Source organism: Lentzea albidocapillata (assembly GCF_000719115.1).
Lineage (GTDB): Bacteria > Actinomycetota > Actinomycetes > Mycobacteriales > Pseudonocardiaceae > Lentzea > Lentzea albidocapillata.
Window position 1 is genome coordinate 13,947 of the sequence record NZ_JOEA01000036.1, and the last position, 22,993, is coordinate 36,939.

At 66.3% G+C, this 22,993-nt stretch carries 25 protein-coding genes; 12 read left to right on the plus strand and 13 right to left on the minus strand.

What is annotated here, in order from left to right:
* The first annotated feature begins 27 nt into the window (after positions 1-27).
* Positions 28-1,380, plus strand: a complete 1,353-nt coding sequence (gene pdxR, locus IG04_RS0140290) for a MocR-like pyridoxine biosynthesis transcription factor PdxR (RefSeq protein WP_030482018.1) — start codon at positions 28-30, stop codon at positions 1,378-1,380.
* Here the strand turns inward: pdxR and IG04_RS47010 are convergent.
* On the minus strand, positions 1,377-1,514 hold the full coding sequence (locus IG04_RS47010; RefSeq protein WP_157513124.1) for a hypothetical protein: 138 nt from the start codon (positions 1,512-1,514) through the stop codon (positions 1,377-1,379). The genes pdxR and IG04_RS47010 overlap by 4 nt on opposite strands.
* Positions 1,515-1,604: 90 nt before the next feature.
* Between IG04_RS47010 and IG04_RS0140300 the strand changes: the two genes are divergently transcribed.
* The 3 genes from IG04_RS0140300 to IG04_RS0140310 all read left to right on the plus strand — a co-directional run bounded on the left by IG04_RS0140300 (position 1,605) and on the right by IG04_RS0140310 (position 5,595).
* Positions 1,605-3,134 (plus strand): ATP-dependent DNA ligase, encoded by a 1,530-nt coding sequence (locus IG04_RS0140300; protein WP_030482019.1) that lies wholly within the window; start codon positions 1,605-1,607, stop codon positions 3,132-3,134.
* 198 nt (positions 3,135-3,332) lie between these two features.
* Positions 3,333-4,106: a GNAT family N-acetyltransferase gene (locus IG04_RS0140305; protein ID WP_030482020.1), complete on the plus strand. Its 774-nt coding sequence runs from the start codon at positions 3,333-3,335 to the stop codon at positions 4,104-4,106.
* 49 nt (positions 4,107-4,155) lie between these two features.
* Complete coding sequence (locus tag IG04_RS0140310; protein ID WP_030482021.1) at positions 4,156-5,595, plus strand: GuaB1 family IMP dehydrogenase-related protein; 1,440 nt, start codon at positions 4,156-4,158, stop codon at positions 5,593-5,595.
* Between the two features lie 58 nt (positions 5,596-5,653).
* Here the strand turns inward: IG04_RS0140310 and IG04_RS0140315 are convergent, their stop codons facing one another.
* Both IG04_RS0140315 and IG04_RS0140320 read right to left on the minus strand, forming a co-directional pair.
* Positions 5,654-6,958, minus strand: coding sequence for a PhoH family protein (locus tag IG04_RS0140315; protein ID WP_420843990.1), 1,305 nt, complete (start codon positions 6,956-6,958; stop codon positions 5,654-5,656).
* A 388-nt stretch (positions 6,959-7,346) separates the two neighbouring features.
* On the minus strand, positions 7,347-8,597 hold the full coding sequence (locus IG04_RS0140320; RefSeq protein WP_030482023.1) for a DUF885 domain-containing protein: 1,251 nt from the start codon (positions 8,595-8,597) through the stop codon (positions 7,347-7,349).
* A gap of 229 nt (positions 8,598-8,826) precedes the next feature.
* On the opposite strand from IG04_RS0140320, the gene IG04_RS0140325 reads away from it, so the two are divergent.
* Positions 8,827-9,105, plus strand: coding sequence for a hypothetical protein (locus IG04_RS0140325; RefSeq protein ID WP_245816661.1), 279 nt, complete (start codon positions 8,827-8,829; stop codon positions 9,103-9,105).
* 88 nt (positions 9,106-9,193) lie between these two features.
* Positions 9,194-9,463: a hypothetical protein gene (locus IG04_RS0140330; protein WP_030482025.1), complete on the plus strand. Its 270-nt coding sequence runs from the start codon at positions 9,194-9,196 to the stop codon at positions 9,461-9,463.
* Between the two features lie 60 nt (positions 9,464-9,523).
* Here IG04_RS0140330 and IG04_RS0140335 read toward each other — a convergent pair whose 3' ends face one another.
* The gene (locus IG04_RS0140335) at positions 9,524-10,306 is read right to left on the minus strand and encodes an isoprenyl transferase (protein WP_030482026.1); all 783 of its coding nucleotides are present in this window, start codon (positions 10,304-10,306) and stop codon (positions 9,524-9,526) included.
* A gap of 77 nt (positions 10,307-10,383) precedes the next feature.
* On the opposite strand from IG04_RS0140335, the gene trhA reads away from it, so the two are divergent.
* Positions 10,384-11,055: a PAQR family membrane homeostasis protein TrhA gene (gene trhA / locus IG04_RS0140340; protein ID WP_030482027.1), complete on the plus strand. Its 672-nt coding sequence runs from the start codon at positions 10,384-10,386 to the stop codon at positions 11,053-11,055.
* Between the two features lie 103 nt (positions 11,056-11,158).
* Here the strand turns inward: trhA and IG04_RS47015 are convergent, their stop codons facing one another.
* The 3 genes from IG04_RS47015 to IG04_RS0140360 form a co-directional block, all read right to left on the minus strand.
* Positions 11,159-11,896, minus strand: a complete 738-nt coding sequence (locus IG04_RS47015) for a hypothetical protein (protein ID WP_144065645.1) — start codon at positions 11,894-11,896, stop codon at positions 11,159-11,161.
* 492 nt (positions 11,897-12,388) lie between these two features.
* Positions 12,389-12,667 (minus strand): hypothetical protein, encoded by a 279-nt coding sequence (locus tag IG04_RS0140350; protein WP_144065644.1) that lies wholly within the window; start codon positions 12,665-12,667, stop codon positions 12,389-12,391.
* Positions 12,668-12,917: 250 nt separating this feature from the next.
* Complete coding sequence (locus IG04_RS0140360) at positions 12,918-13,289, minus strand: hypothetical protein (protein ID WP_051771882.1); 372 nt, start codon at positions 13,287-13,289, stop codon at positions 12,918-12,920.
* Between the two features lie 195 nt (positions 13,290-13,484).
* Here IG04_RS0140360 and IG04_RS0140365 point away from each other — a divergent pair, with 195 nt between their 5' ends.
* Both IG04_RS0140365 and IG04_RS49050 read left to right on the plus strand, forming a co-directional pair.
* Positions 13,485-14,270 (plus strand): GntR family transcriptional regulator, encoded by a 786-nt coding sequence (locus IG04_RS0140365; RefSeq protein ID WP_084402073.1) that lies wholly within the window; start codon positions 13,485-13,487, stop codon positions 14,268-14,270.
* Positions 14,271-14,456: 186 nt separating this feature from the next.
* Entirely contained in the window at positions 14,457-14,930 is a 474-nt protein-coding gene (locus IG04_RS49050; RefSeq protein WP_420843989.1) for a 2'-5' RNA ligase family protein, read from the plus strand.
* Positions 14,931-14,954: 24 nt separating this feature from the next.
* On the opposite strand, the gene IG04_RS0140370 is transcribed toward IG04_RS49050, so the two are convergent.
* Complete coding sequence (locus tag IG04_RS0140370) at positions 14,955-16,664, minus strand: AIPR family protein (protein ID WP_248782545.1); 1,710 nt, start codon at positions 16,662-16,664, stop codon at positions 14,955-14,957.
* Between the two features lie 944 nt (positions 16,665-17,608).
* Here IG04_RS0140370 and IG04_RS44670 point away from each other — a divergent pair.
* On the plus strand, positions 17,609-18,043 hold the full coding sequence (locus IG04_RS44670; RefSeq protein ID WP_051771887.1) for a hypothetical protein: 435 nt from the start codon (positions 17,609-17,611) through the stop codon (positions 18,041-18,043).
* Positions 18,044-18,082: 39 nt separating this feature from the next.
* On the opposite strand, the gene IG04_RS0140380 is transcribed toward IG04_RS44670, so the two are convergent.
* Positions 18,083-19,477: a class II fumarate hydratase gene (locus IG04_RS0140380; protein WP_030482034.1), complete on the minus strand. Its 1,395-nt coding sequence runs from the start codon at positions 19,475-19,477 to the stop codon at positions 18,083-18,085.
* 63 nt (positions 19,478-19,540) lie between these two features.
* Here IG04_RS0140380 and IG04_RS0140385 point away from each other — a divergent pair, with 63 nt between their 5' ends.
* Positions 19,541-20,509: an NAD(P)/FAD-dependent oxidoreductase gene (locus tag IG04_RS0140385; RefSeq protein ID WP_030482035.1), complete on the plus strand. Its 969-nt coding sequence runs from the start codon at positions 19,541-19,543 to the stop codon at positions 20,507-20,509.
* Between the two features lie 19 nt (positions 20,510-20,528).
* Here IG04_RS0140385 and IG04_RS0140390 read toward each other — a convergent pair whose 3' ends face one another.
* A complete protein-coding gene (locus IG04_RS0140390; protein ID WP_051771889.1) occupies positions 20,529-20,951 on the minus strand; it encodes an Lrp/AsnC ligand binding domain-containing protein in 423 nt (140 codons plus the stop codon).
* 14 nt (positions 20,952-20,965) lie between these two features.
* Between IG04_RS0140390 and IG04_RS0140395 the strand changes: the two genes are divergently transcribed.
* Positions 20,966-21,394, plus strand: coding sequence for a hypothetical protein (locus IG04_RS0140395; protein WP_030482037.1), 429 nt, complete (start codon positions 20,966-20,968; stop codon positions 21,392-21,394).
* A 43-nt stretch (positions 21,395-21,437) separates the two neighbouring features.
* Here IG04_RS0140395 and IG04_RS0140400 read toward each other — a convergent pair whose 3' ends face one another.
* Genes IG04_RS0140400 through IG04_RS0140410 form a run of 3 tightly spaced genes read right to left on the minus strand, consistent with a single transcriptional unit; the run spans position 21,438 to position 22,864 of the window.
* Positions 21,438-21,848, minus strand: a complete 411-nt coding sequence (locus IG04_RS0140400; RefSeq protein WP_030482038.1) for a L,D-transpeptidase — start codon at positions 21,846-21,848, stop codon at positions 21,438-21,440.
* A 56-nt stretch (positions 21,849-21,904) separates the two neighbouring features.
* Positions 21,905-22,312 (minus strand): L,D-transpeptidase, encoded by a 408-nt coding sequence (locus IG04_RS0140405; RefSeq protein ID WP_030482039.1) that lies wholly within the window; start codon positions 22,310-22,312, stop codon positions 21,905-21,907.
* A gap of 9 nt (positions 22,313-22,321) precedes the next feature.
* The gene (locus IG04_RS0140410; RefSeq protein ID WP_245816659.1) at positions 22,322-22,864 is read right to left on the minus strand and encodes a L,D-transpeptidase; all 543 of its coding nucleotides are present in this window, start codon (positions 22,862-22,864) and stop codon (positions 22,322-22,324) included.
* Positions 22,865-22,993 lie beyond the last annotated feature (129 nt).

A 22,993-nucleotide genomic window follows, 5' to 3' on the forward strand; every position in this document is an offset into this window, starting at 1 on the left:
ACTGGTCCAGGTTTAAGCTCCACTTCGATGACCACGAACTGGACCACTTTTCGCGAGCTGTTGTTGCCGGAGCACCAGCGGCGTCGCGGGGTGGAAGCGGAACTGCGCCGGGCTGTCCGGGACGGGCGGCTCCTGCCCGGCACGCGGCTGCCGTCGAGCCGCGACCTGGCGGCGCAGCTCGGGGTGGCGCGCGGCACGGTGACGTCGGCGTACACGCAGCTCGTCGCGGAGGGGTATCTCACGACGCGGCGCGGGTCGGGGACGACGGTCGCGAGCCTCGGGCCGGCCGGTGCGTGCGGCGTGCCCGAGCCGCCGCAGCGGTGGCGGTACAACCTGCGGCCCGGCCTGCCCGCGCTGGGCGCGTTCCCGCGCGCCGACTGGGTGGCGGCTCATCGGGCGGCTCTCGCCGAACTTCCCGACGACGACCTCGCCTATCCCGACCCCGCCGGTTTTCTGGGACTGCGCAAGGAGATCGTCGACTACCTCTCCCGCGTCCGGGCGGTGGTCGCGAAGGACGCGGTGATCACCAACGGCGCGGCGGACGGCCTGCAGCTCACCGCCCGGATCGTGAACGGCAGCATCGCGATCGAGGAACCCAGTCACTTCGGCGGCGAGAACATGCTGCGTTCGCACGGTCTCGTCACCGTGCCGGTTCCGGTGGACGACAAGGGTATCCGGGTCGACCTTCTGTCCAAAACGGACTGCAAAGCGGTGCTGGTCACTGCGGCGCACCAGTTTCCGCTGGGTATGGTGCTGCACCCGGAACGGCGGCGGGCGCTCGTCGAGTGGGCTCGCGAGCGGGACGCGTTGATCATCGAGGACGACTACGACGCCGAGCATCGGTACGACCGGCCGGCCTTGGGGGCGTTGCAGGCCCTCGCGCCCGAACATGTGGTGTACCAAGGCACGACGAGCAAGGTGCTGGCGCCCGCGTTGCGCCTCGGATGGCTTGTGGTGCCGGAACGTCTGCGCGAAGGCATCGTGCAACGCAAGCAGTACAACGACATGGGCACCGGCACGATCCCGCAGGCCGCGCTCGCGCACCTGTTGCGGACGGGCGGCTATGACCGGCATCTGCGCCGTACGCGCGCGCTCTACCGGAAGAGGCGGGACGCGCTGCTGGAGGCCGTGGCGGAGCATCTGCCCGCATGGCAGCCCATCGGCGTCGCGGCAGGGTTGCACGTCGTGCTGCGCATGCCCGACGGGACGGACGACCTCGCGTTGAAGAGCAGGCTTGCGGAGCGTGGCGTGCACGTCTGGGCGTTGGCGCAGTACACGCGCACGCCCATGTGGCCCGGTCTGGTGCTCGGTTACGCGGCGCTCACCCCTGACCGTCTGCGGGAGGCGGTCAGGGAAATCGCCGACGTCGCGGTCGCCTAGAGGATGTGCTCTCGCTTTGCGCTCACGTCGGCGTCAGCGCCGAGGATGTGTTCGCGATCTCCGGTGGCGGGACCGGCGAAGGAGGTGACGGCGACGGCCGCGAAGAGCAGCGCGGCAGCGATGAATGCACGCATAGTGCGGTAAACCCCCAGGTAGAACGGTTGTCCGGGTCAGCCTAGCCCGAGCCTCCAGAAATTGTCAGTGCTCGGGTGCACCATTGAACCGTGCTCCTTTCCGAAGTGGTCGACACGTCAGCCGCGGTGGCGGCGACCCGGTCACGCCTGGCCAAGGTCAAGGCGTTGTCCGCGTTGCTGCGCGCGGCGACGGCGGACGTGGTGGTCGCGGTGGTGTCGTTCCTCATAGGCACGCCGCGGCAGGGTCGCATCGGTGCGGGCTGGCGGACGGTCGTCGACCTGTCCGTGCCGCCCGCGGCCCGCGCCGAACTGACGATCGCCGAGGTCGACGCCGCGTTGGCGGAGGTGGCGGCGACGTCCGGCAAGGGTTCGGCGCAGCGCCGGGCCGGCCTGCTGACGGCGCTGTTCGCGCGGTCGACGGAGGCGGAGCAGGACTTCTTACGCCGCTTGCTCACCGGCGAGCTCCGCCAGGGCGCGCTGGAGGGCGTGATGCTGGACGCGATCGCCTCGGCCGCGGACGTGCCGGGCGAGACGGTGCGGCGGGCGTTCATGCTGTCCGGCCGGTTACCCGAGACCGCGGTGGCCGCGCTGGAGGGCGGCGCGCCCGTGCTGGAGGCGTTCCGGCTGGAGGTCGGGCGCCCCCTGCGGCCCATGCTGGCCTCGCCGGCGGAGTCGCTGGATGAGGCACTGGCCGAGCTCGGCAGCTGCGTGGTGGAGCACAAGCTCGACGGCGCGCGCATCCAGGTGCACCGCTCCGGCGACGAGGTCCACGTCTACACGCGCACGTTGCGCGAGATCACCAAGACGGTGCCGGAGCTGGTCGAACTCGTGCGCGGCCTGCCGTGCACGTCGGTGGTGCTCGACGGCGAGACGCTGGCGCTGACCGACGAGGGCAGACCCCGCCCGTTCCAGGAGACGATGAGCAGGTTCGGCGCGCAGGACGAACGTGAGCTGCTGCTGCACCCGTACTTCTTCGACTGCCTGCACCTCGACGGCAAGGACCTGCTCGACGAGCCGCTGCGCGATCGCCTGGCCGCACTGCGGCAGGTGGCGGGCGAGCACGTCATCCTGGGCGTGCTGGACCCATCGCCGGAAGAAGCGGCGAACGTCGTCACGGCAGCGCTCTCCGCAGGCCACGAGGGCGTGATGGTCAAGTCGCTGGCCTCGCCCTACGCGGCAGGCCGCCGTGGCAGCGCCTGGCAGAAGGTGAAGCCGGTGCACACGCTCGACCTGGTCGTGCTCGGCGTCGAGTGGGGCAGCGGCCGCCGCCGCGGCTGGCTGTCGAACCTGCACCTGGGCGCCCGCGACCCGGACGGCGGCCCGCCGGTGATGGTCGGCAAGACCTTCAAGGGCCTCACCGACGAGCTGCTGAGGTGGCAGACGAAAGCTCTGCGGGAGATCGCCACCGAGCAGAACGACTGGGTCGTCATGGTCCGCCCGGAACTGGTGATCGAGATCGAACTGGACGGCGTGCAGGTCTCGCCGCGCTACCCCGGCGGCGTGGCGCTGCGGTTCGCCCGCGTCGTCCGCTACCGCCCGGACAAGGACCCGTCGGAAGCGACCACGATCGAGGAGGTGAGGGCGCTCCTGCCCACCGCACAACCGAATCCCGAGGCCTGACCGCCGCCAGCGTGGTGGCATGGGGAGAACGAGGAGTTCAGCCGCGTCTACGAGTGGCTGCTCCGCATCACCGGCTCCGAGCACCCCGGCCTCCAGCGCGTGCTCACCGAGGAGTGGCCGGTCAGCGTGCTCGCGCTCGCGCGGTGCTGGTTCGAAAATCGAGTGCGGCCGTCAACGCCCGGCAATAGCGTCAAGCCAGTGACCGACGCTTCCGCACTGCTCAGCGCATTCGACACCCAGGCCCGCTCCGCCGAGTGGGAGGCGTATCCCGACGCCGTGCAGGACTCGGAGGTGTTCCGGGTCGCCTGGGACCACCGCCGCGGCTTCGTCGCGGGCCCGCCCGACCTCCACCTCGTCGGCGCCGAGCTGGACGCGGCGATCGCACGCCAGCGCGACTTCTTCGCCGCACGCGGACAGGCCTTCGAGTGGAAGACCTGGGGCCACGACAGGCCCGCTGACCTGCCGGAACGGCTGGAGGCGGCGGGGTTCGTCTCCGAGGGTCGCGAGACCGTGCTCATCGGGCTCGCCGAGGAGATGGCGGGGCCGGTCCGCCTCGAAGACGGCATCCTCCTGCGCGAGACCAAGGAGGAAGCCGACCTGCATCGGCTCGCCGCCACGGCCACGGAGGTGTTCGGCAGGAACAGCACCTGGCTCGCCGACTACCTGCTGGAGAAGCAGGACGACCCGAACACGGTCGTCGTGGTCGCCGAGGCGGACGGCCAGGTCGTGTCGTCGGCACGGCTGGAGATCGTGCCGGGCACGGAGTTCGGCGGACTCTGGGGCGGCGGCACGCTCGCCGCCTGGCGGGGCAAGGGCATCTACCGCGCGCTCGTGGCACACCGTGCGCGCGTCGCGATCGAACGAGGTCTGAAGTACTTGCAGGTCGACGCGACGGAAGACAGCAGGCCGATCCTGGAACGCCTCGGATTCGTCGTGGTGACGACGACCACCGGCTACGTCTGGAAGCCGTGACGTCCGAGCCGGGTGCCCAAGCGAGACGCTGCGGGTATCGTGGAAGCACGTGCGGTTCATCGAAGGGCATCGACCCTCTTACGACCTGACCTACGACGACGTGTTCCTCGTCCCCGGCCGTAGCGCCGTGGAGTCGCGGTTCGGCGTCGACCTCTCCACTTCGGACGGTACCGGGGCCACGATCCCGATCGTCGTCGCCAACATGACGGCCGTGGCCGGGCGGCGGATGGCGGAGACCATCGCGCGGCGTGGCGGGCTTGTCGTCATCCCGCAGGACGTGCCCACCGAGGCCGTCGCCGAGATCATCTCGTGGGTCAAGGAGCGGCATCCCGTCTGGGACACCCCGTTGACGCTCACCACGGGTGACGCGGTGGCGGACGCGTGGAACCTGTTGCACAAGCGGGCGCATGGGGCCGTTGTCGTGGTGGACGATGGCGGGCGGCCCCTTGGCGTCGTCGACGAGGCGGCGCTCACGGGCGTCGACCGGTTCGCGCGGCTCGGCGACGTGATGAACACCGACGTGTTGAAGCTGTCGCTCGACTCGCGGCCCCAGGACGTGTTCGACGAGCTTCACCACAGCGCGCACAAGATCGCGTTGGGTGTGGACGAGTCGATGAGGCTTCGCGGCGTGCTGACGGAGCTGACCGCGCTTCGGGCCGAGGTCTACAAGCCCGCCACCGACGACGACGGCAGGTTGCGGGTCGCGGCCGCGGTCGGGGTCAACGGGGACGTGCGGGCCAAGGCCGAGGCGTTGATCAAGGCCGGGGTCGACGTGCTGGTCGTGGACACGGCGCACGGGCACCAGGAGAAGATGATCGCGGCGCTCAAGGCCGTGAAGGAAGCGAACCCAAGCGTGCCGGTCGCGGCGGGCAACGTCGTCACCGCGGAGGGTGTCCGGGATCTGGTCGAGGCCGGCGCGGACATCATCAAGGTCGGTGTCGGCCCCGGCGCGATGTGCACCACGCGGATGATGACCGGGGTGGGGCGGCCGCAGTTCAGCGCCGTGGCGGAGTGCGCCGCGGAGGCTCGGAGGCTCGGCAAGCACGTGTGGGCCGATGGTGGTGTGCGGCATCCGCGGGACGTGGCGCTGGCGTTGGCCGCCGGTGCCAGCAGCGTGATGGTCGGGAGTTGGTTCGCGGGGACCTACGAGTCGCCCGGGGATCTGCAGCGGGACGAGCGCGGGAACCTCTACAAGGAATCCTTCGGAATGGCGTCGAAGCGTGCCGTGACGGCGCGGACGCGCAGTGACAACGCGTTCGACCGGGCCAAGAAGGGACTGTTCGAAGAGGGCATCTCCACTTCGAAGATGAGCCTGGACCCGGTGCGCCCGAGCGTGGAGGACCTGCTCGATGCGATCACGTCCGGCGTTCGCTCGGCCTGCACGTATGCCGGTGCGAACTCGCTGGAGGAGTTCCACGACAAGGCTGTGCTCGGCATCCAGTCCGCCGCCGGCTTCGCGGAAGGAAGGCCGTTGCCAGGGGGATGGTGAAAAGCGAAACCGGCCCCGCGCAACAAAAGTCGCGCGGGGCCGGTGCTCGTTCACGACACTACGAGGCGTAGTCCTCCAGCATCTCGGTGACGAGAGCCGCGATCGGCGAACGCTCCGAGCGCGTCAGGGTGACGTGGGCGAAGAGCGGGTGGCCCTTCAGCTTCTCGATCACCGCCGCCACGCCGTCGTGCCGGCCGACCCGCAGGTTGTCGCGCTGCGCCACGTCGTGCGTCAGCACCACCCGCGAGTTGCTGCCCAGTCGCGACAGCACGGTCAGCAACACGTTGCGCTCCAACGACTGCGCCTCGTCCACGATCACGAAGGAGTCGTGCAGCGAGCGGCCGCGGATGTGGGTGAGGGGCAGGACCTCGAGCATGCCCCGGTCCATCACCTCTTCCACGACCGCCTGGCTCACCAGCGCGCCGAGGGTGTCGAACACCGCCTGCGCCCACGGCCCCATCTTCTCGTTCTCGCTACCCGGCAGGTAGCCGAGCTCCTGGCCACCGACCGCGTACAACGGCCGGAACACCACGACCTTGCGGTGCTGCCTGCGTTCCATCACGGCCTCGAGACCGGCGCACAGCGCCAGTGCCGATTTTCCGGTGCCGGCACGCCCGCCCAGCGAGACGATGCCGACCTCCGAGTCCAGCAGCAGATCCAGGGCGATCCGCTGTTCGGCGGACCTCCCGTGCAGTCCGAACGCCTCCCGATCTCCGCGCACCAGCTTGATCTGCTTGTCCGCGGTCACCCGGCCCAGAGCGCTCGAGGTGCCCGCCAGCAACCGGATTCCGGTGTGGCAGGGCAGTTCCGCGATGTGCTCCAGGTCCTCGTACTGGGTGGGGTCGACGACGTTGTCCTTGAACAGGCTGTCCACCAGGGACTGTGGAACGTCCAGATCGGACATCCCGGTCCAGCCTGACAGGGTGACGTCGTGTGCCCGGTACTCCTCCGCCTGCAGGCCGACCGATCCGGCCTTGACCCGCAGGGGCATGTCCTTGGTCACCAGGGTGACGTTGCGTCCCTCAGCAGCGAGGTTGAGGGAGCAGGCGAGGATTCGGGCGTCGTTGGAGTCCGTTCGGAAACCTGATGGCAACACCTCCGGGTCGGAGTGGTTGAGCTCGACGTGCAAGGTGCCTCCCAGATCCCCGATGGGGATCGGCGAATCGAGGCGACCATGCCGCAAGCGCAGGTCGTCGAGCAGTCGCAGGGCTTCCCTCGCGAACCAGCCCAGTTCGGGGTGGTGGCGCTTGCCCTCCAACTCGCTGATCACCACGAGCGGGAGCACGACCTCGTGCTCCGCGAAACGGGTGGCGGCGAGAGGATCGGACAGCAGTACCGACGTGTCCAGCACATATGTCGTGATGGCTGGGGCGGCGGACTTGCGCCGGGAGGAAGAACTGCGCGATGAGCCTGAGGAACGGCTCGCGGGACGTCGTGCGTTCACGGCAACTCCCTCACGAACGCGGCACCCGCGTCCGCTCCTCGCTGGGCCAGGCACCACCCTGATCGATCGTCCCGCCTTCCGCCGGTGTGGCGTCAGGCTGGCCGACCACGAGGGCCGGGTGCCGGCCCCCTCGCGACGTTGTCTGCCACGATCAGAGCCTCCCTGCGCGGTCCGCAGTGGTCGCGTCCCGCCGCTTTCGAAGTTACCTGCGGGAGTGCCCCGTCTGCACGAAGCCACACAGGTGAATCCCGAGTTGTCATCTGCCCGACAACATCCCGAAACGTGACCGTAGCCGTGTTTCCGCTGGTCACATGCTGTTCTCGTGGGTGTTGCGCGCCAGCCACGACAAGCCGTCCCTTACCTGGGATTCGAGTGATTTCGGCACGAGGGGCTCGTCGAGAAGTCTCAGATAGCGGGAGTCGAGCGATTCGCCGGGCGCTCGGACGTCGAGCCAGGCCCGCACGAGGCGCACCCCTTCGACGTAAGTCGTGGTGTACGCGCGCCACAGCGGATCGGCCAGAAAGCGGACCATCTGCCGTGCGCGACGCTCGGGGACTAGCAGCCACCTGCGCAGATACGCAACGACGTCATCCTGATCCGCACCACGATCGTGTAGCAGCAGGGCGGCGTCCTGCCGCACCGTGAGCAGGCCCGATGCCGCCGACTCGACCTTTTCGGACAGTTCGCCGTCCATTCGCAACCCGAGGTCGCGGAAGATCTGCTCCGTCCACACGCCCCAGCCCGGCCCGACCGCGGCGTGCAGGCCGAGGTCCGCCATGCCCTCGGCCATCAGGCACTGCGGCGTGTTGATCAGGAAGATCGACTGCTCCGCGTGGCCGCGCTTGGCGACCAGGCCCGACTCCTTGCGGCAGTGCTCGGTGTGGTGGCCGGGATAGGACTCGTGGGCGACCAGATGGGGCAGGTTCGCCATCCGGTGACCCAGGTCGGCGTTGATCGCGACCCGGCTCCGGTAGCCGCCGAGGTAGTAGTTGAAGCCGCTCCACGGCTTGTTCGTGACGACCCGGTACTCCACAATCTCCTGCTCGGGCAGCGCGTACTTCTGGCGCACCCGGTCCCTCAGCGCGCTCGACAGGGCCTGTACGGCGCCCTGGAGCCTCCGCGTGGGCACCTCGTCGGCCGCGCGGAAGGCCGTGAGGCGGTCAGCCAGCGAACCGGGCCCGGCGAGCGCCACGTCGAGGTTGCGGTGGGCCTGCGCGTACGCGTCCTCGTCGCCGGGGCGGATGCGGACCTGGAAGTACCGCTCGACCTCGTCGACGAACGAGACGCGCTCGCCGTCGAGCGTGCGCGCCGTGCACTCCAACGCCCGCAGGTGCGCGTCGAGGAACTGTTTGCGCTGCTCAGCGAGGTCGCTGCCGGGGATCTCCCTGCGCAGCAACCGCGCGTGGTCGCCCAGTGCCCTCGGGTGCAGGCGCGGCTCGTTGTCGACGGCGCGGCTCAACGCCGGGTCGCCGGTGAACGAGTCGACGAACCCGGACACCAGGCGCCCGAGGCGCAGCCCCAGCACCAGATATCCGCGCACCAGCTCGTCGGCGTCCATGAGTCGGAGAGCTTAAGGCGTCTACCACAGCGCCTTACTCGCGACCGAATCGTGAAACGACGACCACCTGATCGGGGAATGTCGTTGATCTTGGCGTCACACAATGGGGTCACGCGGGCCGCCATTCGAGATCAGTACCTATAGCGTTTCCGCACGGAGACCCCACCGCTCCGGAGATCCCCGAAGACTCCGGAAATGACGGGGAAAACCCGACATGAAGGAGATTGACGTGAAGAAGGTTTGTGCCGCGGTCGTCGCCGCAGCCGCCCTGTCGCTCGCGTTCGCCCCGGCCGCCATGGCCGGCGAGGGCCACGGCCACGGCTGGCACGGTGGCCACGGCCACCACTGGTCGAACGGCCCCCTGCTGGTTCTGCTGAACGGCAACAACCTCAACGGCACCGTCGGTGCCTGTGGCAACAACGTCGGCGTGCTGGGTGCGGCTGTGCCGATCAACTCGCCGTCGATCACCGAGACCTGCGCCGCCGGCGGCATCGTCGACGAGGGCTGATCTCTCTCTTGGCCGTACGTCTGGGGGCGTCATTTCTGGCGCCCCCAGATGCGTTTTTCCCGTTCAAACCTTGATTAGGAGAAAAATCGTGCTGAAGAAGGTTGCGGCCGCCCTCGGTGTCGCTGCTGCGTTCGTTGCCGTCGGTTCCCCCGCGATGGCCGCTCCCGGCCACCACTGGGTCAACGAGCCGCTGCTGATCGTCGGCAACGCCAACAACCTGAACGGTGTTATCGGTGCCTGTGGCAACAACGTCGGCGTGCTCGGTGCTGCGGTTCCGGTGAACTCGCCCTCCATCACGGAGACCTGCGCCGCCGGCGGCATCGAGGACGGCGACGACTTCGGCCACTACCACGGCTGATCGTCATCAGGCTGAAAAAAGGGGCGCTCACCTTCGCGGTGGGCGCCCCTTTTGCTGCTCTCAGCCGCCGTACCTGCGGTGACGCTTGGCGTACTCGCGCATGGCCCGCAGGAAGTCGGTGCGCCGGAAGCCGGGCCAGTAGGCCTCGCAGAACCAGAACTCCGAGTGCGCCGACTGCCAGAGCATGAAGCCGGAAAGCCGCTGCTCACCGGACGTGCGGATGATCAGGTCGGGGTCGGGCTGCCCGGAGGTGTAGAGGTGCTCCGCGATGTGGTCGACATCGAGCACCTCGGCGAGCTCCTCGATGGTGCCGCCGCGCTCGGCGTGCGCCTGCAGGAGCTTCCGGACCGCGTCCGCGATCTCCTGCCGCCCGCCGTAGGCGACGGCGACGTTGACCTGGATGCCCGTGCGGTTCTTGGTGCGGGCCGCGGCGTTCGTGAGCCGCTCGGCGTGCTCCTTGGGCAGCATGTCGATGGCGCCGACGTGCCGGACCCGCCACGGCTTGCCGTCGCCGGCCAGTTCGTCGGTGATGTCCGCGATGATGTCGAGCAACGGCGCGAGCTCGTCGTTGTCCCGGTTGAGGTTGTCGGTGCTCAGCATCCAGAGGGTGACGACCTCCACATCGGCGTCACCGCACCAGTCGAGCAGTTCGAGGATCTTGCGCGCGCCGGCCCTGTGCCCGTGCGCGACATCGGTGAAGCCGGCTTCCCTGGCCCACCTGCGGTTGCCGTCGAGGACCACGCCGACGTGCTTGGGTGCCTGTGGCGTCGTGCTCAGTTCGCGGCGGAGAATCCACTCGTAGAGGTGGATAGCGACGTCTTTCACACGGGTGCGGAGTGCCACGTCCGAACAGCGTACGCCGTGCAAGGTTCATCACTGAGTACTGGTCGGAAACCTACGGTCGCGTAACCTTGGGTCCTGTGACCACTGCGACCGTTCCTCCCCAGCCCGGACTGCGGCCGCGCCTGCGTGGATGGCTGCACTTCTGGTCGTTCATCGCCTCAGTGGCGACAGGCGCGACGTTGATCGCCCTCGCGGCGTCCACCGTCTCCGCGCGCGCTGCCCTGGCAACCTCCGTCTACGGCCTGACAGTCCTGGGCCTCTTCGGCGTTTCGGCGCTGTACCACCGCGTGACGTGGAAGTCCGACCGCGTGCGCACGTGGATGAAGCGCATGGACCACTCGATGATCTTCGTGTTCATCGCCGGTACCTACACACCGTTCGCTCTGCTGGCCATGAATCCGGGGACCGGGAGCACCGTGCTCTGGGTCGTCTGGATCGGCGCTCTGCTGGGCGTGACCCTGAAGCTGGCCTGGCCGCACGCGCCGCGGTGGCTCGGGGTCCCCATCTACATCGCACTCGGGTGGGTCGCGGTGTTCGTGCTGCCCGAGCTGCTGCACCACGCCGGGGTTGCTGCCCTGGTGCTCCTGCTGGTGGGTGGGGCGCTTTACACCGTGGGCGCGGTTTTCTACGCGACCCGGTGGCCCAATCCCTGGCCGCAGGTGTTCGGGTACCACGAGTTCTTCCACGCCGCGACCGTGGTGGCGGCGATCTGCCACTACATCGCCATCTGGCTCGCGATGTACTCCTGACCTGGTGTTTTCTAGCTAGCTGATCTTGTCAGGCCGTCTCCAGGCCGTCAGCCCGCTTCTTTGGTTTGAAGAGCGCGTTGACGGCCCACGCTCAACTGCCCGGCTACGAGCTGTCCTCAACGTGTTCGGCGTCATCCTCGGCCGAGGTGTAGCCGACTTCGAGGAGAGCAGTCAGGCAGCGGATCCCGAACGTGGTGATCTGCCACTTGCCCAAGGCTCCCCACGAGGTTGCTTCATCCGTGATCAGGCCGAGCGTTGCGAGGCGAGCGACCACGGTGTCCACGACATCATCCACGCCGGGGTCAGCGTCGACAATTACGAGCGAGTCCGCGTCCTCCTTGGATCTCTTGATCCAATACTCGCCGCCGCGCAGCAGGTGAAGCACCCGGACGTCCATGGGGTCGAGCGAGCCAAGCGTGGATGCGACTCGTGATTGCTCGTCAACCTTCGCATCGTCCGTGCTGAGCACACCACGTGCGTATGCGCGGCCAAGTGCACGAACAGTCGCCTCGTCTTGTGCAACGGCTGCGGCTTGCAACGCTGTCGTCAGCAACGCTGCCCGCCGGTCATCTGCGAGGGACCGACGAATCAGTTCTTCAAGAGGGCAGCCGCCTTCGGTAACCGCCTCTCCAACTGCCGACTCCACGCGCTTTGCCTGGCGGGACAAGATCTGTCGAGTTGCGTACGACAGCTCCTCGATCAGAGGACCTGATGCGTTGCCGATGACCCCTGCTACCTCAGGACCCAACGCAAGCGCGACGAGAATGCCGAGCCCAGCGCCGCTGGCCGCCCCAACGACCCGGTCAAAGGCGGGGCCTCGCCGCCGTTCCATTTCGCTCATCGCGACCTCCACCGACTGTGTCCATAGTTTGCCGCCACCACCGAACCTCTCGCAGTGCTGGCACTTCCAGTTGTTCCGCAACTTCCACCCGACCGAACTACCACTTCCACTTGACGCACCGCATGAGTGTGGCGATAGGCTTGCATGACTCGAATCTCTTGTGTCCTAACAAACTCAGGGTCGTTCGAGTCGGCATGTCGCCGGGAAGCATTCGAGGCCCGCCAAGACTTCCGACTGTTTCCCGCGCGACACACCAACGGGTTGTTCAGTTGTCGATCAGTACTCAGCGAGCTTTTGGCGAGCGCCCTGCACCAGGAGCAGAGCGGCCGCTTCTCCGTCTTCCGGAACCAGCCGCCACCGAGGCAGCGCGAGCAGCCCCGCCACTCCATCCGGACCCGACCGGTCACCGGATGCTTTGCGGTCAGGTTCATCGCGTACATCAACCGAGCCAGCGGACGCGGGACCACCGGCATCACCGCCTTGCGCCGGACGTCAGCCCATCCAGCCCGACTTGTCCTGTGTCGGCAGGTTCCCGACCCACCCGGCGCCGTGTTGCGGGTCGAGCACCGCAGCCAACAGGCCGGCGTGCTGCGAAAGTTTCCGGAGAAACGCCGCCAGCTCTTCGCGGCCATTCGGCCCGTCCGGCATGTGGATAGCGATCTGTGCGGGGTCCAGGTTCAGCCGCAGGCAGTAAGCCGAGGCCGTCAGGTCAGGCCACGGAACGATGTCCGCAGAGGCCTCAGGACCAGGCGAAACGAGCAGCTTGAGCATCACGATTCCCCCTGGTCAATCCGCGCCTGAGCCTGTGCGACCAGCTCAGCCAGACGATCCAACTCGGAGGCGACAAACCCGGACGGCCACCCGAGCAGCCGCACCGCCACCACCGAACACAAAGGTGGCCGCACTCCGCTCCGGCCAAGGCCCGTTGTCCCCGAGCCCCATCACGCCACCTTTGTGGACAGTGATCTGAACGTTGATCTCGGTGAGACCCCGAGTGCGCGCTGGTGGCACCAGACGCCTGTCACGCCGCCGCCGACTTCGTGCCCACCTCACCCGGATCAGGCTTGGCCCGCCCAACGTGCGGCGCATGCATCCCGGACGCCCGGAAGCTGTAGGCGATCCGCCCGTTGCGCCCCGCGTACGGGGTAATCGTCAGGTCCTCGAACTCGGCCGCCGGGTACGGGAAGCCGCTCGCCTTCATGGGCGGCACGGGCTGCACCTCAGCCGCGACCTTGACCTTGAACTCCGCGCCGAACCTCGCGGCTTCCTCGTTCGCGTCGAGCGCGCGGACCGTCCAGACCAGGGCGTTCGACGGTTCGCCGCCGAGTACGAAGCAGCCGAGCGGGAACACGTCGCCGAAGCGAACCGGGAAACGCGTAGGGATGACCGGCATGAACCTTCATCTCTTCCTGTCTTCAACTCCTCATTAGGAGCTACCTCCTGGGGTTAAGCTAGGCCGTTGCCTGCCTGTCGTCAAGTCCTCATGAGGAGTAGGGTCGCTTTGCGCCCCTTTGTAGGCGCTTTGTAGGCACGTCGTAGGCGCACCTAGTCGGTGACCTGCACGGGAAGGCGTAGGAAGGGGAAGTTGATGACCGAGGGGCTTGGCGCACGAGCGCCTAAGTACCACCGCGTTGCGGATGCCCTTCGACGAGAGATCCGCGACGGCGAGCTTGCGCCTGGTCAGCGGCTCCCAGCAGAGACGACGCTGGTCGAGCGCTTCCGGATGAGCCTGCCGACGATCAGGCAAGCGCTAGGAGTGCTGCGAGCCGAGGGACTCATCGAGTCCCGCCACGGCATCGGCACGTTCGTGAAGGAGCAGCGCCGGCTGCAACGCCGTTCGCGAGGCCGCTACGGCAGTGCCCGCGACCATCAGAAGCTTCTGACGCACCACCTACGCCACGACATCGTGTTCGCCGGACGTGGTCCTGTGCCCGGTCACATCGCCGAGGTGATGGGTATCGAGCCCGGTACCGAGGTCGTCATCCGCCGACGCCACCTGTTCGACAAGGACACCAACCAGCCTGAGGAGATCGGCGCGAGTTACCTGCCTGTCGAGGTCGCGGGCGGCACGTTCCTGGAACAGCCGAAGGTCGTGCCTACGGCATTGTTCTTGTGCGTAGAGGACCTGACAGGCCGTCGCTACACTCGCGCCCACGACCAGTGGATTGCGCGGATGCCGACCGCCGAGGAGAGCGGAATCCTTGAGCTGCCAACAGGTGCGTCCGTGATGCACGTAGTGCACGTGGCCCGTGACGAGGACGGCGATGTGCTAGAGGTGTCAGAGTCGATCTGGCCTGCCGACCGCGTGATCGTCATCGACGACTACCTCATCGAGCAGGAAGCCGAGCAGCCGACAGCCGCTAGTGAGGTGTGACTCAGTGGGTGAACACAGTCGCACTCAGAATGCTGACCAACTCGTCGACCATTGGTACTGGCGCCCCGGTTGGCGTCCTGGTCGCGAGTTCTTCACTTGGCACCTGACCTTTGAAGACGATGCATCTCTCCATGACCTGGTCTTGTCTCACCAGGGGGGCTTGCCGGCCTGCCCGGATTGGACTTGGTGCCACGGCCTTGGCTGCATGTCACGATGCAAGGTGTTGGGTTTGTTGACGAAGTTTCCACGGCTGATACCACCGCGATCAGTGAATCGGTACGTCGTCGTCTAGCGGGTGTTCCGTGGCAAGTTGTCAAATTTCACCGCCTAACGGCACGACAGCAGGCGATTGCACTTTGTCCGACGCCAACATCGGCGGTATGTTCAATCCGTGATGCGGTCCGCGAAGGTATTTCGGACGTATGGGGTGTATGTCAAGTTCCCGAGCGCTCAGAGTCCTACTCTCCGCACTTGACCGTCGCGTACGTCAATACACCTATGTCTTCGGTTCCGGTCGTCAAACTCATGGAGACTGTCGACCCATCTCCGGTGGAGATCGCAATTAGGTCAGTTTCGCTGATTCGGCTTAGACGTGTCGAGCGCAGTTATACGTGGGATGGTGCGGAGCAATTCAACTTGGGCAGTAATGGGTCGGGTTAGATCCTCTGTGTGCGGCTATTTTCCCTAGCTTGCCAGCAGGGCCTTCAAATACTGATCAGTGAAGTCGCGAGTGCGTCCAAAGTCGCGCGTGATCTCTCGCCCCTCAGCCAGGTCTCGTAGCACCTTCTCGCATCGAGCAATCGCCTTCAGGTATTCCTGGTCATTCCAGATCAGCTTGTTGAAGCTGCTGCACGCGGTTTCAGCCTTCTTCTCATTTGACTCGACCGAATCTGGCTTGATGGACTTAGTGTGCAGCGTTCGCAAGCCGGCCAGAAGATGGTATCTGGTTGGCTTGAGTTCCCGATCAACTGCGCCGCTCCGGAAGAAGTGATCGAGCTTGCAGAACGCGTACGCGGCGGAATAGTAATACGCGGGGTGGTGGCGTTCGGCGAAGACTTCTGATCCGACACGACCTCTTAGGTCGCCATAGTATCGGGCGGCAGTGTGAGGTATGCGCAGGTATAGGGAAGCGAACGACTGCATGAGGTTTCGAAGGGTGATAACACGCCACGTTCCTCTAACCTGTGTAGAGCCGAACCACTGCTTTGAACGACGTTCGTAGTAGATGCGATGCCCGTCGCTGTCGTCAAACGAATCGAAGTAGTTCTCGATCCGCCTTTGAAGTAGTGATAGGGCCATCAGGTTTTCGGGCGTGACTGGGCTCTGGTTGTTGGTTGCCCGAGCGATGCTGTTGGCGACGTCCTCGTCTGAAGCGATGATCAGCCTGAAGGGGACGAATACGCCGTCGAGCGAAGCCGTGTTCCTGTGGAGGATGTAGCTGGTTTGGCAACCGTTGACGATCTGAAAGTCCTTGAGAGTAAATCTATTTCCAGTGGGCTTTAGGTCCCGAGCGACGACGGTAACCCCGTTGTTGAGTACGCAGAACTTGTCCGCAGCGTCCGAGTTCAATGTGTTCAAGATGTCGCGATTGACGTCATTGTCACCTTGAAAGTCGCGAACATTGTCGAAGAACAGTGTCCGACGAATGTCGCCGTCCTCGTCCGTTACGAGCTTCACGAACTCGACCCCGGGCAGAACGCCCAGGTAGGCCTCTTGGATTCCTTGCATGTCTGGCAGTGTCGTTCTCTGGTCAAACTGGATAGTCACCTCGGTTGCGCTATCAATAGCCCTCCAGTTGGACTGGATCTCCTTAGTGCCCCAAGAGTGGATGTCAATCCGGGAAAACAGATTGCTCTGCTCAAGTCGTTCGATCGTGTCGCTAATCTTGCTTGCAAACGGTGCAGGATTGGTCCAAGTGCCCGTCGTTACGTAGTACATGCGACATATTGGATTTGCGACGAACCGTGCTGACTCATCGAATAGGCGCTTCAGCATCTCGTGCTGAGCCTTAAGCTTGCCATGAGGTGGTGTGGCTTTAGTCAGTAGCCAGTGTGCTGCGTCAACGAATGTGCCGAAGTCGCCAAGGTCAAATGACGGAGAACGCTTGGACTGCACGATTGTTATGGCTGACTCGATAGAGTGCGTACCCTTCAGTGCATCTTCGAGTTCTTCTATATTCGCGATCAACTCGTTGTTGATGGACAGGGCGAATCCATCTATACCTTGCGTTCCGCCTGAACCGCATGAGTAGTCGTCGACTGTGAACTGCTGATTGTGGTGGCGGGACAGCACGATAAAGTTCACGAAGTGCTCGAATTGCTCGCTTTCGTCCGCGAGCGTCACGCCGTGATTCCCTACCCAGGTCTTCAGGAGACCTTCCGTTACCCGGTCCATCCAGTCCACCCTCAGAGGTCGCTGACGAGCGTGTCGATACGTTGTCGCCCTGAACACCATCGGGCGTTACGGTCGCTCAGTTCTCCCAGGTCAAGCAGGGTTGGGTGTATCGCGATCAGGCTCGGTCATGGCGGAATGCAACGGCGAGCGTCAGCTTTGACTGCTGAATTCAGCTTTATGGGATCAAGGCGCCGCCGTCGGCGGCGCGCTGGTAGGCCAGTCGCCTACCAGCGTGGCCCGCATCCATCCGGGCACGTCGGGCTCCCGCTTCGCTCCGCCCGCCGGCCACGGCGGCGCGGCTCCACCTAGTGGCTGGCAGTGCGCCACCGACGGCGGGACCCGAAGCAGGAGCTAGGTGTGTCAGATTCGCGGCGTGGCACACCCCACGCTCGCCATGCCGTTAGGAGCTTTTTTTGAGAGGGTGTGCGTCAGCCGGATCGGTAAGGCGCCCAATCGACGGGTGCACACGGGCCTGGATCAACAGGTTGATCTCGCCCATGCCCCTCTCCCTCACCCGGAGTGACTGATACCGAATGCAGGGAGCATAGACCGGGTTCGTCGTTGGACCAACAGCTCTAGCTAGCACTGACTTAGCTGGGACGATCGCGCAGGCGAGCATCTGACAGCACGAAGGGCACCACCCCGACACGCCATGATCAGTCACGGCCCAGCGGCACCGCGTCAAGACGGGAAAGCGTGTCTTGACCCGCCACCACTGTCCGCGAGATCGGCTCAGTATCGGGATGGTGCCCAAGGCGGGTCGATCAACTCCCAGGCCGTCTCCAGGCCGTGAGACGTCTCAAAGCGTCGAAAACCAGTGAGAACTGTTAATCACCAAAACCGCAGTTCAACGGCCATTCAAGCCAACATCCACGCCTAGCAAAAATCCCGGCGGTCACAACATCGCGATCTGGCTCGCGATGTACTCGTGATTCACTCCTGACATGGGTGCATCTGGCTGGATCCGCTATGCGGAGTACGACCCGGATCCGGTCGTCGTGCTGAACGCGCTGCACGCCCAGGAGCTCGCCGGCGGCGAGTACCACTGGGCGGAGCCCGGCGTTCCCAGGCCGGCCTCGGTCCAGGAACTGCAGGAGCTCTACGGGGTGCACGAGTGCCTTCCACTGGAGTGCACGCATTCCGTGCTCGACATCTTCGACATCCACTACGGCGCCGCGGACGTGGCGTGGGCGATGCGTCCGCTGGACGAAGCGACGATCCAGGAGAAGTTCGGCACGCTCACGCCGACGCGCGAACAGTTCGACGCGGTCTACGAGGCGGATGAACTGTTCTGCGAGCGGGCGAGCGGGTGTTTCACCACCCTCTACGTGGATGGTGTGCCCGCCACGACGGCCGTGTGGGGCGTCACGGGCGATTAGGAAGTGGGAGCTGCCCGGTGGACAGCTCCCCTCTGAGCGTCAACGGCCGCCGCGGGCCATGTGCAGCACGTCCAGAGCAGCGTCGAGCTGTTCCTCGGTGAGCTTGCCCGGCACGTGGCCGCGTTCCAGCACCACCTCGCGGATGGTCTTGCGCTCCTTCAGTGACTGCTTGGCGATCGACGCCGCCTCCTCGTAGCCGATGTAGCGGTTCAGCGGCGTGACGATGGACGGGGACGACTCGGCGTACTCGCTCATCCGCGCCACCTGCGGTTCGGTGCCGACCAGGACCTTGTCGGCGAGCAGGCGGGCGACGGCGGCGAGCAGGCGGGACGACTCCAGGACGTTGCGGGCGATGACCGGCAGCATCACGTTCAGCTGGAAGTTGCCCTGCGAGCCGGCGAACGCGACGGTGGCGTCGTTGCCGATGACCTGCGCGACGACCATCATCGTGGCTTCGGAGATCACCGGGTTGACCTTGCCCGGCATGATCGAGCTGCCCGGCTGGAGGTCGGGCAGCGCCAGTTCGCCGAGGCCGGTGCGGGGGCCCGAGCCCAGCCAGCGGAGGTCGTTGGCGATCTTGAACAGTGCCACGGCCGACGCGCGGAGCTGGCCGGAGATCTCGACGACGCCGTCCTGGGTGGCCTGGGCCTCGAAGTGATCGCGGGCCTCCACCAGCGGCAGGTCGGTGGCCTTGGCCAGTTCTGCCGCCACCGCCGCGCCGAAGCCCTCGGGGGCGTTCAGGCCGCTGCCCACCGCGGTGCCGCCGATCGGCAGTTCCGCGAGGCGCGGGATGGAGGCCTGCAGGCGTTCGACGGAGTAGCGGACCTGGGCCGCCCAGGCCCCGGCTTCCTGGCCCAGGGTGATCGGGACGGCGTCCATGAGGTGCGTGCGGCCCGACTTGACCAGGTCGGACCATTCGGCGGCGCGTGACTCCAGGACGCCCAGGAGGTGTTCGAGCGACGGGATCACGTCGGTCATCACGGCCTCGGTGGCGGCCACGCGCAACGTCGTCGGGAACGTGTCGTTGGACGACTGCGAGGCGTTGACGTGGTCGTTCGGGTGCACGTCGCGGCCCAGTGCGCGAGTGGCGAGGGTGGCGATGACCTCGTTGGCGTTCATGTTCGAGGACGTGCCGGAACCCGTCTGGAAGACGTCGACCGGGAAGTGGGCGTCCCACTGGCCGCCGGCGACCTCGTCGGCTGCCGTGGCGATGGCGGAGGCCAGGTCCGCGTCGAGTACGCCGAGCCGGGCGTTCACCCTGGCCGTCGCTGCCTTGAGCAGGCCCAGTGCCCTGATCTGGGCGCGTTCCAGGCCTCGACCGGAAATCGGGAAGTTCTCGACCGCGCGTTGTGTTTGGGCGCGCCACAATGCGTCGATCGGCACGCGGACCTCACCCATCGTGTCGTGCTCGACGCGGTACTCCTGTTCAGACATACCTCCGAGTCTCTATCGTCGATCACAGCACTGCCACCCACCACTGGCAGAAGGGCACCACTCATGGAGCGTGACGTCGACCTCCTCGTCGTGGGAGCTGGTCCCACGGGGTTGTTCGCCGCTTACTACGCGGGCTTCCGGGAAATGAACGTCGCAGTGGTCGACGCTCTGCCGGAACCGGGCGGCCAGATCACGGCGATGTATCCGGAGAAGATGATTTTCGACGTGGCCGGGTTCCCCGCCGTGCGGGGACGTGACCTCGTCAACGGCCTGGTGGAGCAGGCCGCGCAGTTCAAGCCGACCTACCTGCTCGGCCGGCAGGCGCGTACCTGCGAGTCCATTGAGGACGGTCTGCGGGTCGGGCTCGCGGACGGTTCCTCCATCAACACCAAGGCCGTGCTGATCACGGCGGGCATGGGCGAGTTCAACCCGCGTCCGTTGCCCGCAGGCGACGGCCGGCTGGGACGCGGCATGGTCCACTTCGTGCCGGTGCTGGCCGAACACGCCGGGCAGCACGTGGTGATCGTGGGCGGTGGCGACTCGGCGTTCGACTGGGCGCTGGCGCTGCACCCGATCGCCGCGAGTGTCAAGATCGTGCACCGCAGGGCCAGCTTCCGCGCGCACGCGGCCACCGTGCGGCAGGTGCGGGAGCTCGGCGTGGAGATCATCACCGACGCCGAGGTGCTGGCGTTGCGCGGCGAGCCACTGTCCGAAGTGGACGTCAAGGTCAAGGGCGGCGACGCGCGGACGTTGCCTGCGCAGACGGTCGTGGCCGCCCTCGGGTTCACCGCGGACCTCGGGCCGATCGAGTCGTGGGGGCTCGAGCTCGACCACCGCGCGGTGCTCGTCGACTCCACCATGAAGACCAAGCTGGACAGGATCTACGCGGCGGGCGACGTCGCGCAGTACCCCGGCAAGGTCAAGCTCATCGCGACGGGGTTCGGGGAGGCGGCGACCGCGGTCAACAACATCGCCGTGGCGCTCAACCCGTCGGCGCACCTGTTCCCGGGGCATTCGAGCGACGGCAGCTGACGCGCGCGCCGGGGGTCTGTCAGGCCCCCGGCAGCGGCGCCGGGTCGTGCTTCGCCAGGTGCTGGAAGATGATCGACGTGCGGAAGCCGACGATCTCCTTGCGCTGACTCAGCTTGTCGACCAGGAACGCGTGCAGGCGGTCGTTGTCCTGGGCGCTCACGTGGATCACGAAGTCGTCGCTGCCCGCCATCATGAACACCGCCGTAACCTCGGGAAGGCCTGCGGCGAAGGCCTTGAAGGCGTCGATCACGGTGCGGCTCAGCGGGCAGACCTGCACCGACGCCGGCGCCTGCACGCCCCGGTTCAGCGCGGACGGCGCGATGTCCGCGTGGTAGCCGCGGATCACACCACGCTCGCGCAGCAGGCGGGTGCGCTCCAGGCACGTCGACGGCGCGACGCCCACCTTGCGCGCGATGATGGGTGCCGGTGGGCGGCTATTCAGTTGAGGAGAGCGGTATGACTCGGTGGAAGACGGTCGCGGTGCTCGCCGCGGTCACCGTGCTCGGGGGCTGCTCCTCGGAACAGACGTGGGCCGCGAAACTCACGCCGACCGGGCTCCCGCAGTTCGTCGACGCCGCCTGCGGTGGGCCGGGCGTCACGGCCATGTGGGTTCAGGCGGGCGAGAAGGAGATCTGGCGGATCGGGTTCGTCCAGCCGGCCGAGGTCCGCGAGCTCACCGTCGGCCAGAAACCAGGGGGCGCCGAGGAGAAGGTCGCCTGGCAGCGGCCGAACGGTGCCGAGCCGCTGCGGTTGTCCGTGCAGCGGGACGACGGCAGTACACCCGTCGTGGAGTTCACGCTCGACGGCCTGAAGGACGGCAAGGTCAAGTACGACGGCGACTACCTCACCGCGGACGACTTCACGAAGAAACGCGCGAAGTGCTAGAAGGCCCGGCCGGGGAAATCCGGTCAGGCCTTCCAACGGCGAACTAAGGCAGTACCTGCACCTGCTCGCCGATCATCAGGTTGTCGTAGAACACGAGCGACGCATCCATGGTCATCCGGATGCACCCGTGGGACTGCACGGCAGTGTCACCCTGGTGGAACGCGATACCGTTCGTGGTGAAGTACACCGCGTTCGGCATCGGGCCGTTGTAGGGGACGCTCCAGTCGTTCTTCACCTTGCGCAGCACCGAGAACGTGCCCACCGGGGTCTCGTACCCCGGCTTGCCGTGGCTGATGGCCACCGGCCCGTAGCTCGTTTTGCCGTTGAAGACCAGCCACGCCTGGTTCGTGTGCTTCTGCAGGCACGCTCCGTTGTGGACGGTGCATCCCGCCTGAGCCTGTGCGGGAACCGCGAAGCCGAGGATCAGGAGCACCGTCGCGATCAGAACTCGCATCTCGCATCACCTCTCGGTAGTGGAGTAGCCACTATCGGGTGATTTCAATCATCGCCTCATGGAAGGACCTGGACGCGCTCGCCGGGGAACAGGTTGTTGTAGAAGACCTCGGAGTCGTTCCAGGTGAGGCGCACGCAGCCGTGCGACTGGGAGTTCAGGTCGCCCTGGTGGAACGCGATGCCGTCGGTGGTGAAGTAGACGGCGTTGGGCATCGGGCCGTTGTAGGGGACGCTCCAGTCGTTCTTCACCTTGCGCAGCACCGGGAAGTTGCCCACGGGCGTGCCGAAGCCCGGCTTGCCGTGGCTGATCCGGACCGGGCCGTAGCTCGTCACGCCGTTGAAGACCAGCCACGCCAGGTTCGTGTGCTTCTGCACGCAGGCTCCGTTGTGGACGGTGCAGCCGGAAGCCTGCGCGGGCAACGCGAAGCTAAGCAGGAACAGGGCCGTGATGGCCAGAACTCTCATAGTTGATGATCATGAGACCACCTGGACGGTGTCGCCAATCGAAAGGTTGTTGAAGTAGTACTTCGCCGACGGCGGGTCCAGGTGGATGCAGCCGTGCGACGGTTCGGTCAGTGAGCCCTCGTGGAACGCGATGCCGCTCTCGGTGAAGTACGTCGACCACGGCATCGGCGCGTTGTACGGCCGGCTCCACTCGTCCTTCACCTTGCGCAGCACCGGGAAGTCGCCGAGCGGCGTCTCGAAGCCCTTACGGCCGTGGGTGATCGGCGTCGGACCGTAGACGATCTTGTCACCCCGGACGACCCAAGTCTGGTTCGTGGAGAGCTGGATGCACGCGCCGTCGCTGATGGTGCACGGCGTCGGCTTCACGACGGGAGGCGGCGGCGGGGGCGGCGGCGGGGCGGGCGTCGACGAAGGCGTGGAAGGCGGTGTCTCGGAAGAAGGCGCCGAAGACGCCGACGAATGCGGTGGCGCCGCTGGAGTCTCGGCCCTGACGGCCCCCTGCGCGCATCCCGCCACCGACATCAACGCGACCGCCACGAGCAGCATCCTCATCGCGTACCCCCCTGGTTGTTCCATCCCTTGCCGAAATAGACGATGAGAGGTCTGCCCAGGTTGCAACGCGAAGGTCCGCCTCCCGTAACAGTTGGGAGACGGACCTCGGAATGCGTTTACCGATCTACC

Excerpts from the sequence above, each read along its gene's own strand:
- pdxR (WP_030482018.1), top strand. The coding sequence starts at position 28 with ATGACCACGAACTGGACCACTTTTCGCGAGCTGTTGTTGCCGGAGCAC.
- IG04_RS47010 (WP_157513124.1), bottom strand. The coding sequence starts at position 1,514 with ATGCGTGCATTCATCGCTGCCGCGCTGCTCTTCGCGGCCGTCGCCGTC.
- IG04_RS0140320 (WP_030482023.1), bottom strand. The coding sequence starts at position 8,597 with ATGGACGCCGACGAGCTGGTGCGCGGATATCTGGTGCTGGGGCTGCGC.
- IG04_RS47015 (WP_144065645.1), bottom strand. The coding sequence starts at position 11,896 with ATGAGCGAAATGGAACGGCGGCGAGGCCCCGCCTTTGACCGGGTCGTT.
- IG04_RS0140350 (WP_144065644.1), bottom strand. The coding sequence starts at position 12,667 with ATGCTCAAGCTGCTCGTTTCGCCTGGTCCTGAGGCCTCTGCGGACATC.
- IG04_RS0140360 (WP_051771882.1), bottom strand. The coding sequence starts at position 13,289 with ATGCCGGTCATCCCTACGCGTTTCCCGGTTCGCTTCGGCGACGTGTTC.
- IG04_RS0140365 (WP_084402073.1), top strand. The coding sequence starts at position 13,485 with ATGACCGAGGGGCTTGGCGCACGAGCGCCTAAGTACCACCGCGTTGCG.
- IG04_RS0140370 (WP_248782545.1), bottom strand. The coding sequence starts at position 16,664 with ATGGACCGGGTAACGGAAGGTCTCCTGAAGACCTGGGTAGGGAATCAC.
- IG04_RS44670 (WP_051771887.1), top strand. The coding sequence starts at position 17,609 with ATGGGTGCATCTGGCTGGATCCGCTATGCGGAGTACGACCCGGATCCG.
- IG04_RS0140380 (WP_030482034.1), bottom strand. The coding sequence starts at position 19,477 with ATGTCTGAACAGGAGTACCGCGTCGAGCACGACACGATGGGTGAGGTC.
- IG04_RS0140385 (WP_030482035.1), top strand. The coding sequence starts at position 19,541 with ATGGAGCGTGACGTCGACCTCCTCGTCGTGGGAGCTGGTCCCACGGGG.
- IG04_RS0140395 (WP_030482037.1), top strand. The coding sequence starts at position 20,966 with ATGACTCGGTGGAAGACGGTCGCGGTGCTCGCCGCGGTCACCGTGCTC.
- IG04_RS0140400 (WP_030482038.1), bottom strand. The coding sequence starts at position 21,848 with ATGCGAGTTCTGATCGCGACGGTGCTCCTGATCCTCGGCTTCGCGGTT.
- IG04_RS0140405 (WP_030482039.1), bottom strand. The coding sequence starts at position 22,312 with ATGAGAGTTCTGGCCATCACGGCCCTGTTCCTGCTTAGCTTCGCGTTG.
- IG04_RS0140410 (WP_245816659.1), bottom strand. The coding sequence starts at position 22,864 with ATGAGGATGCTGCTCGTGGCGGTCGCGTTGATGTCGGTGGCGGGATGC.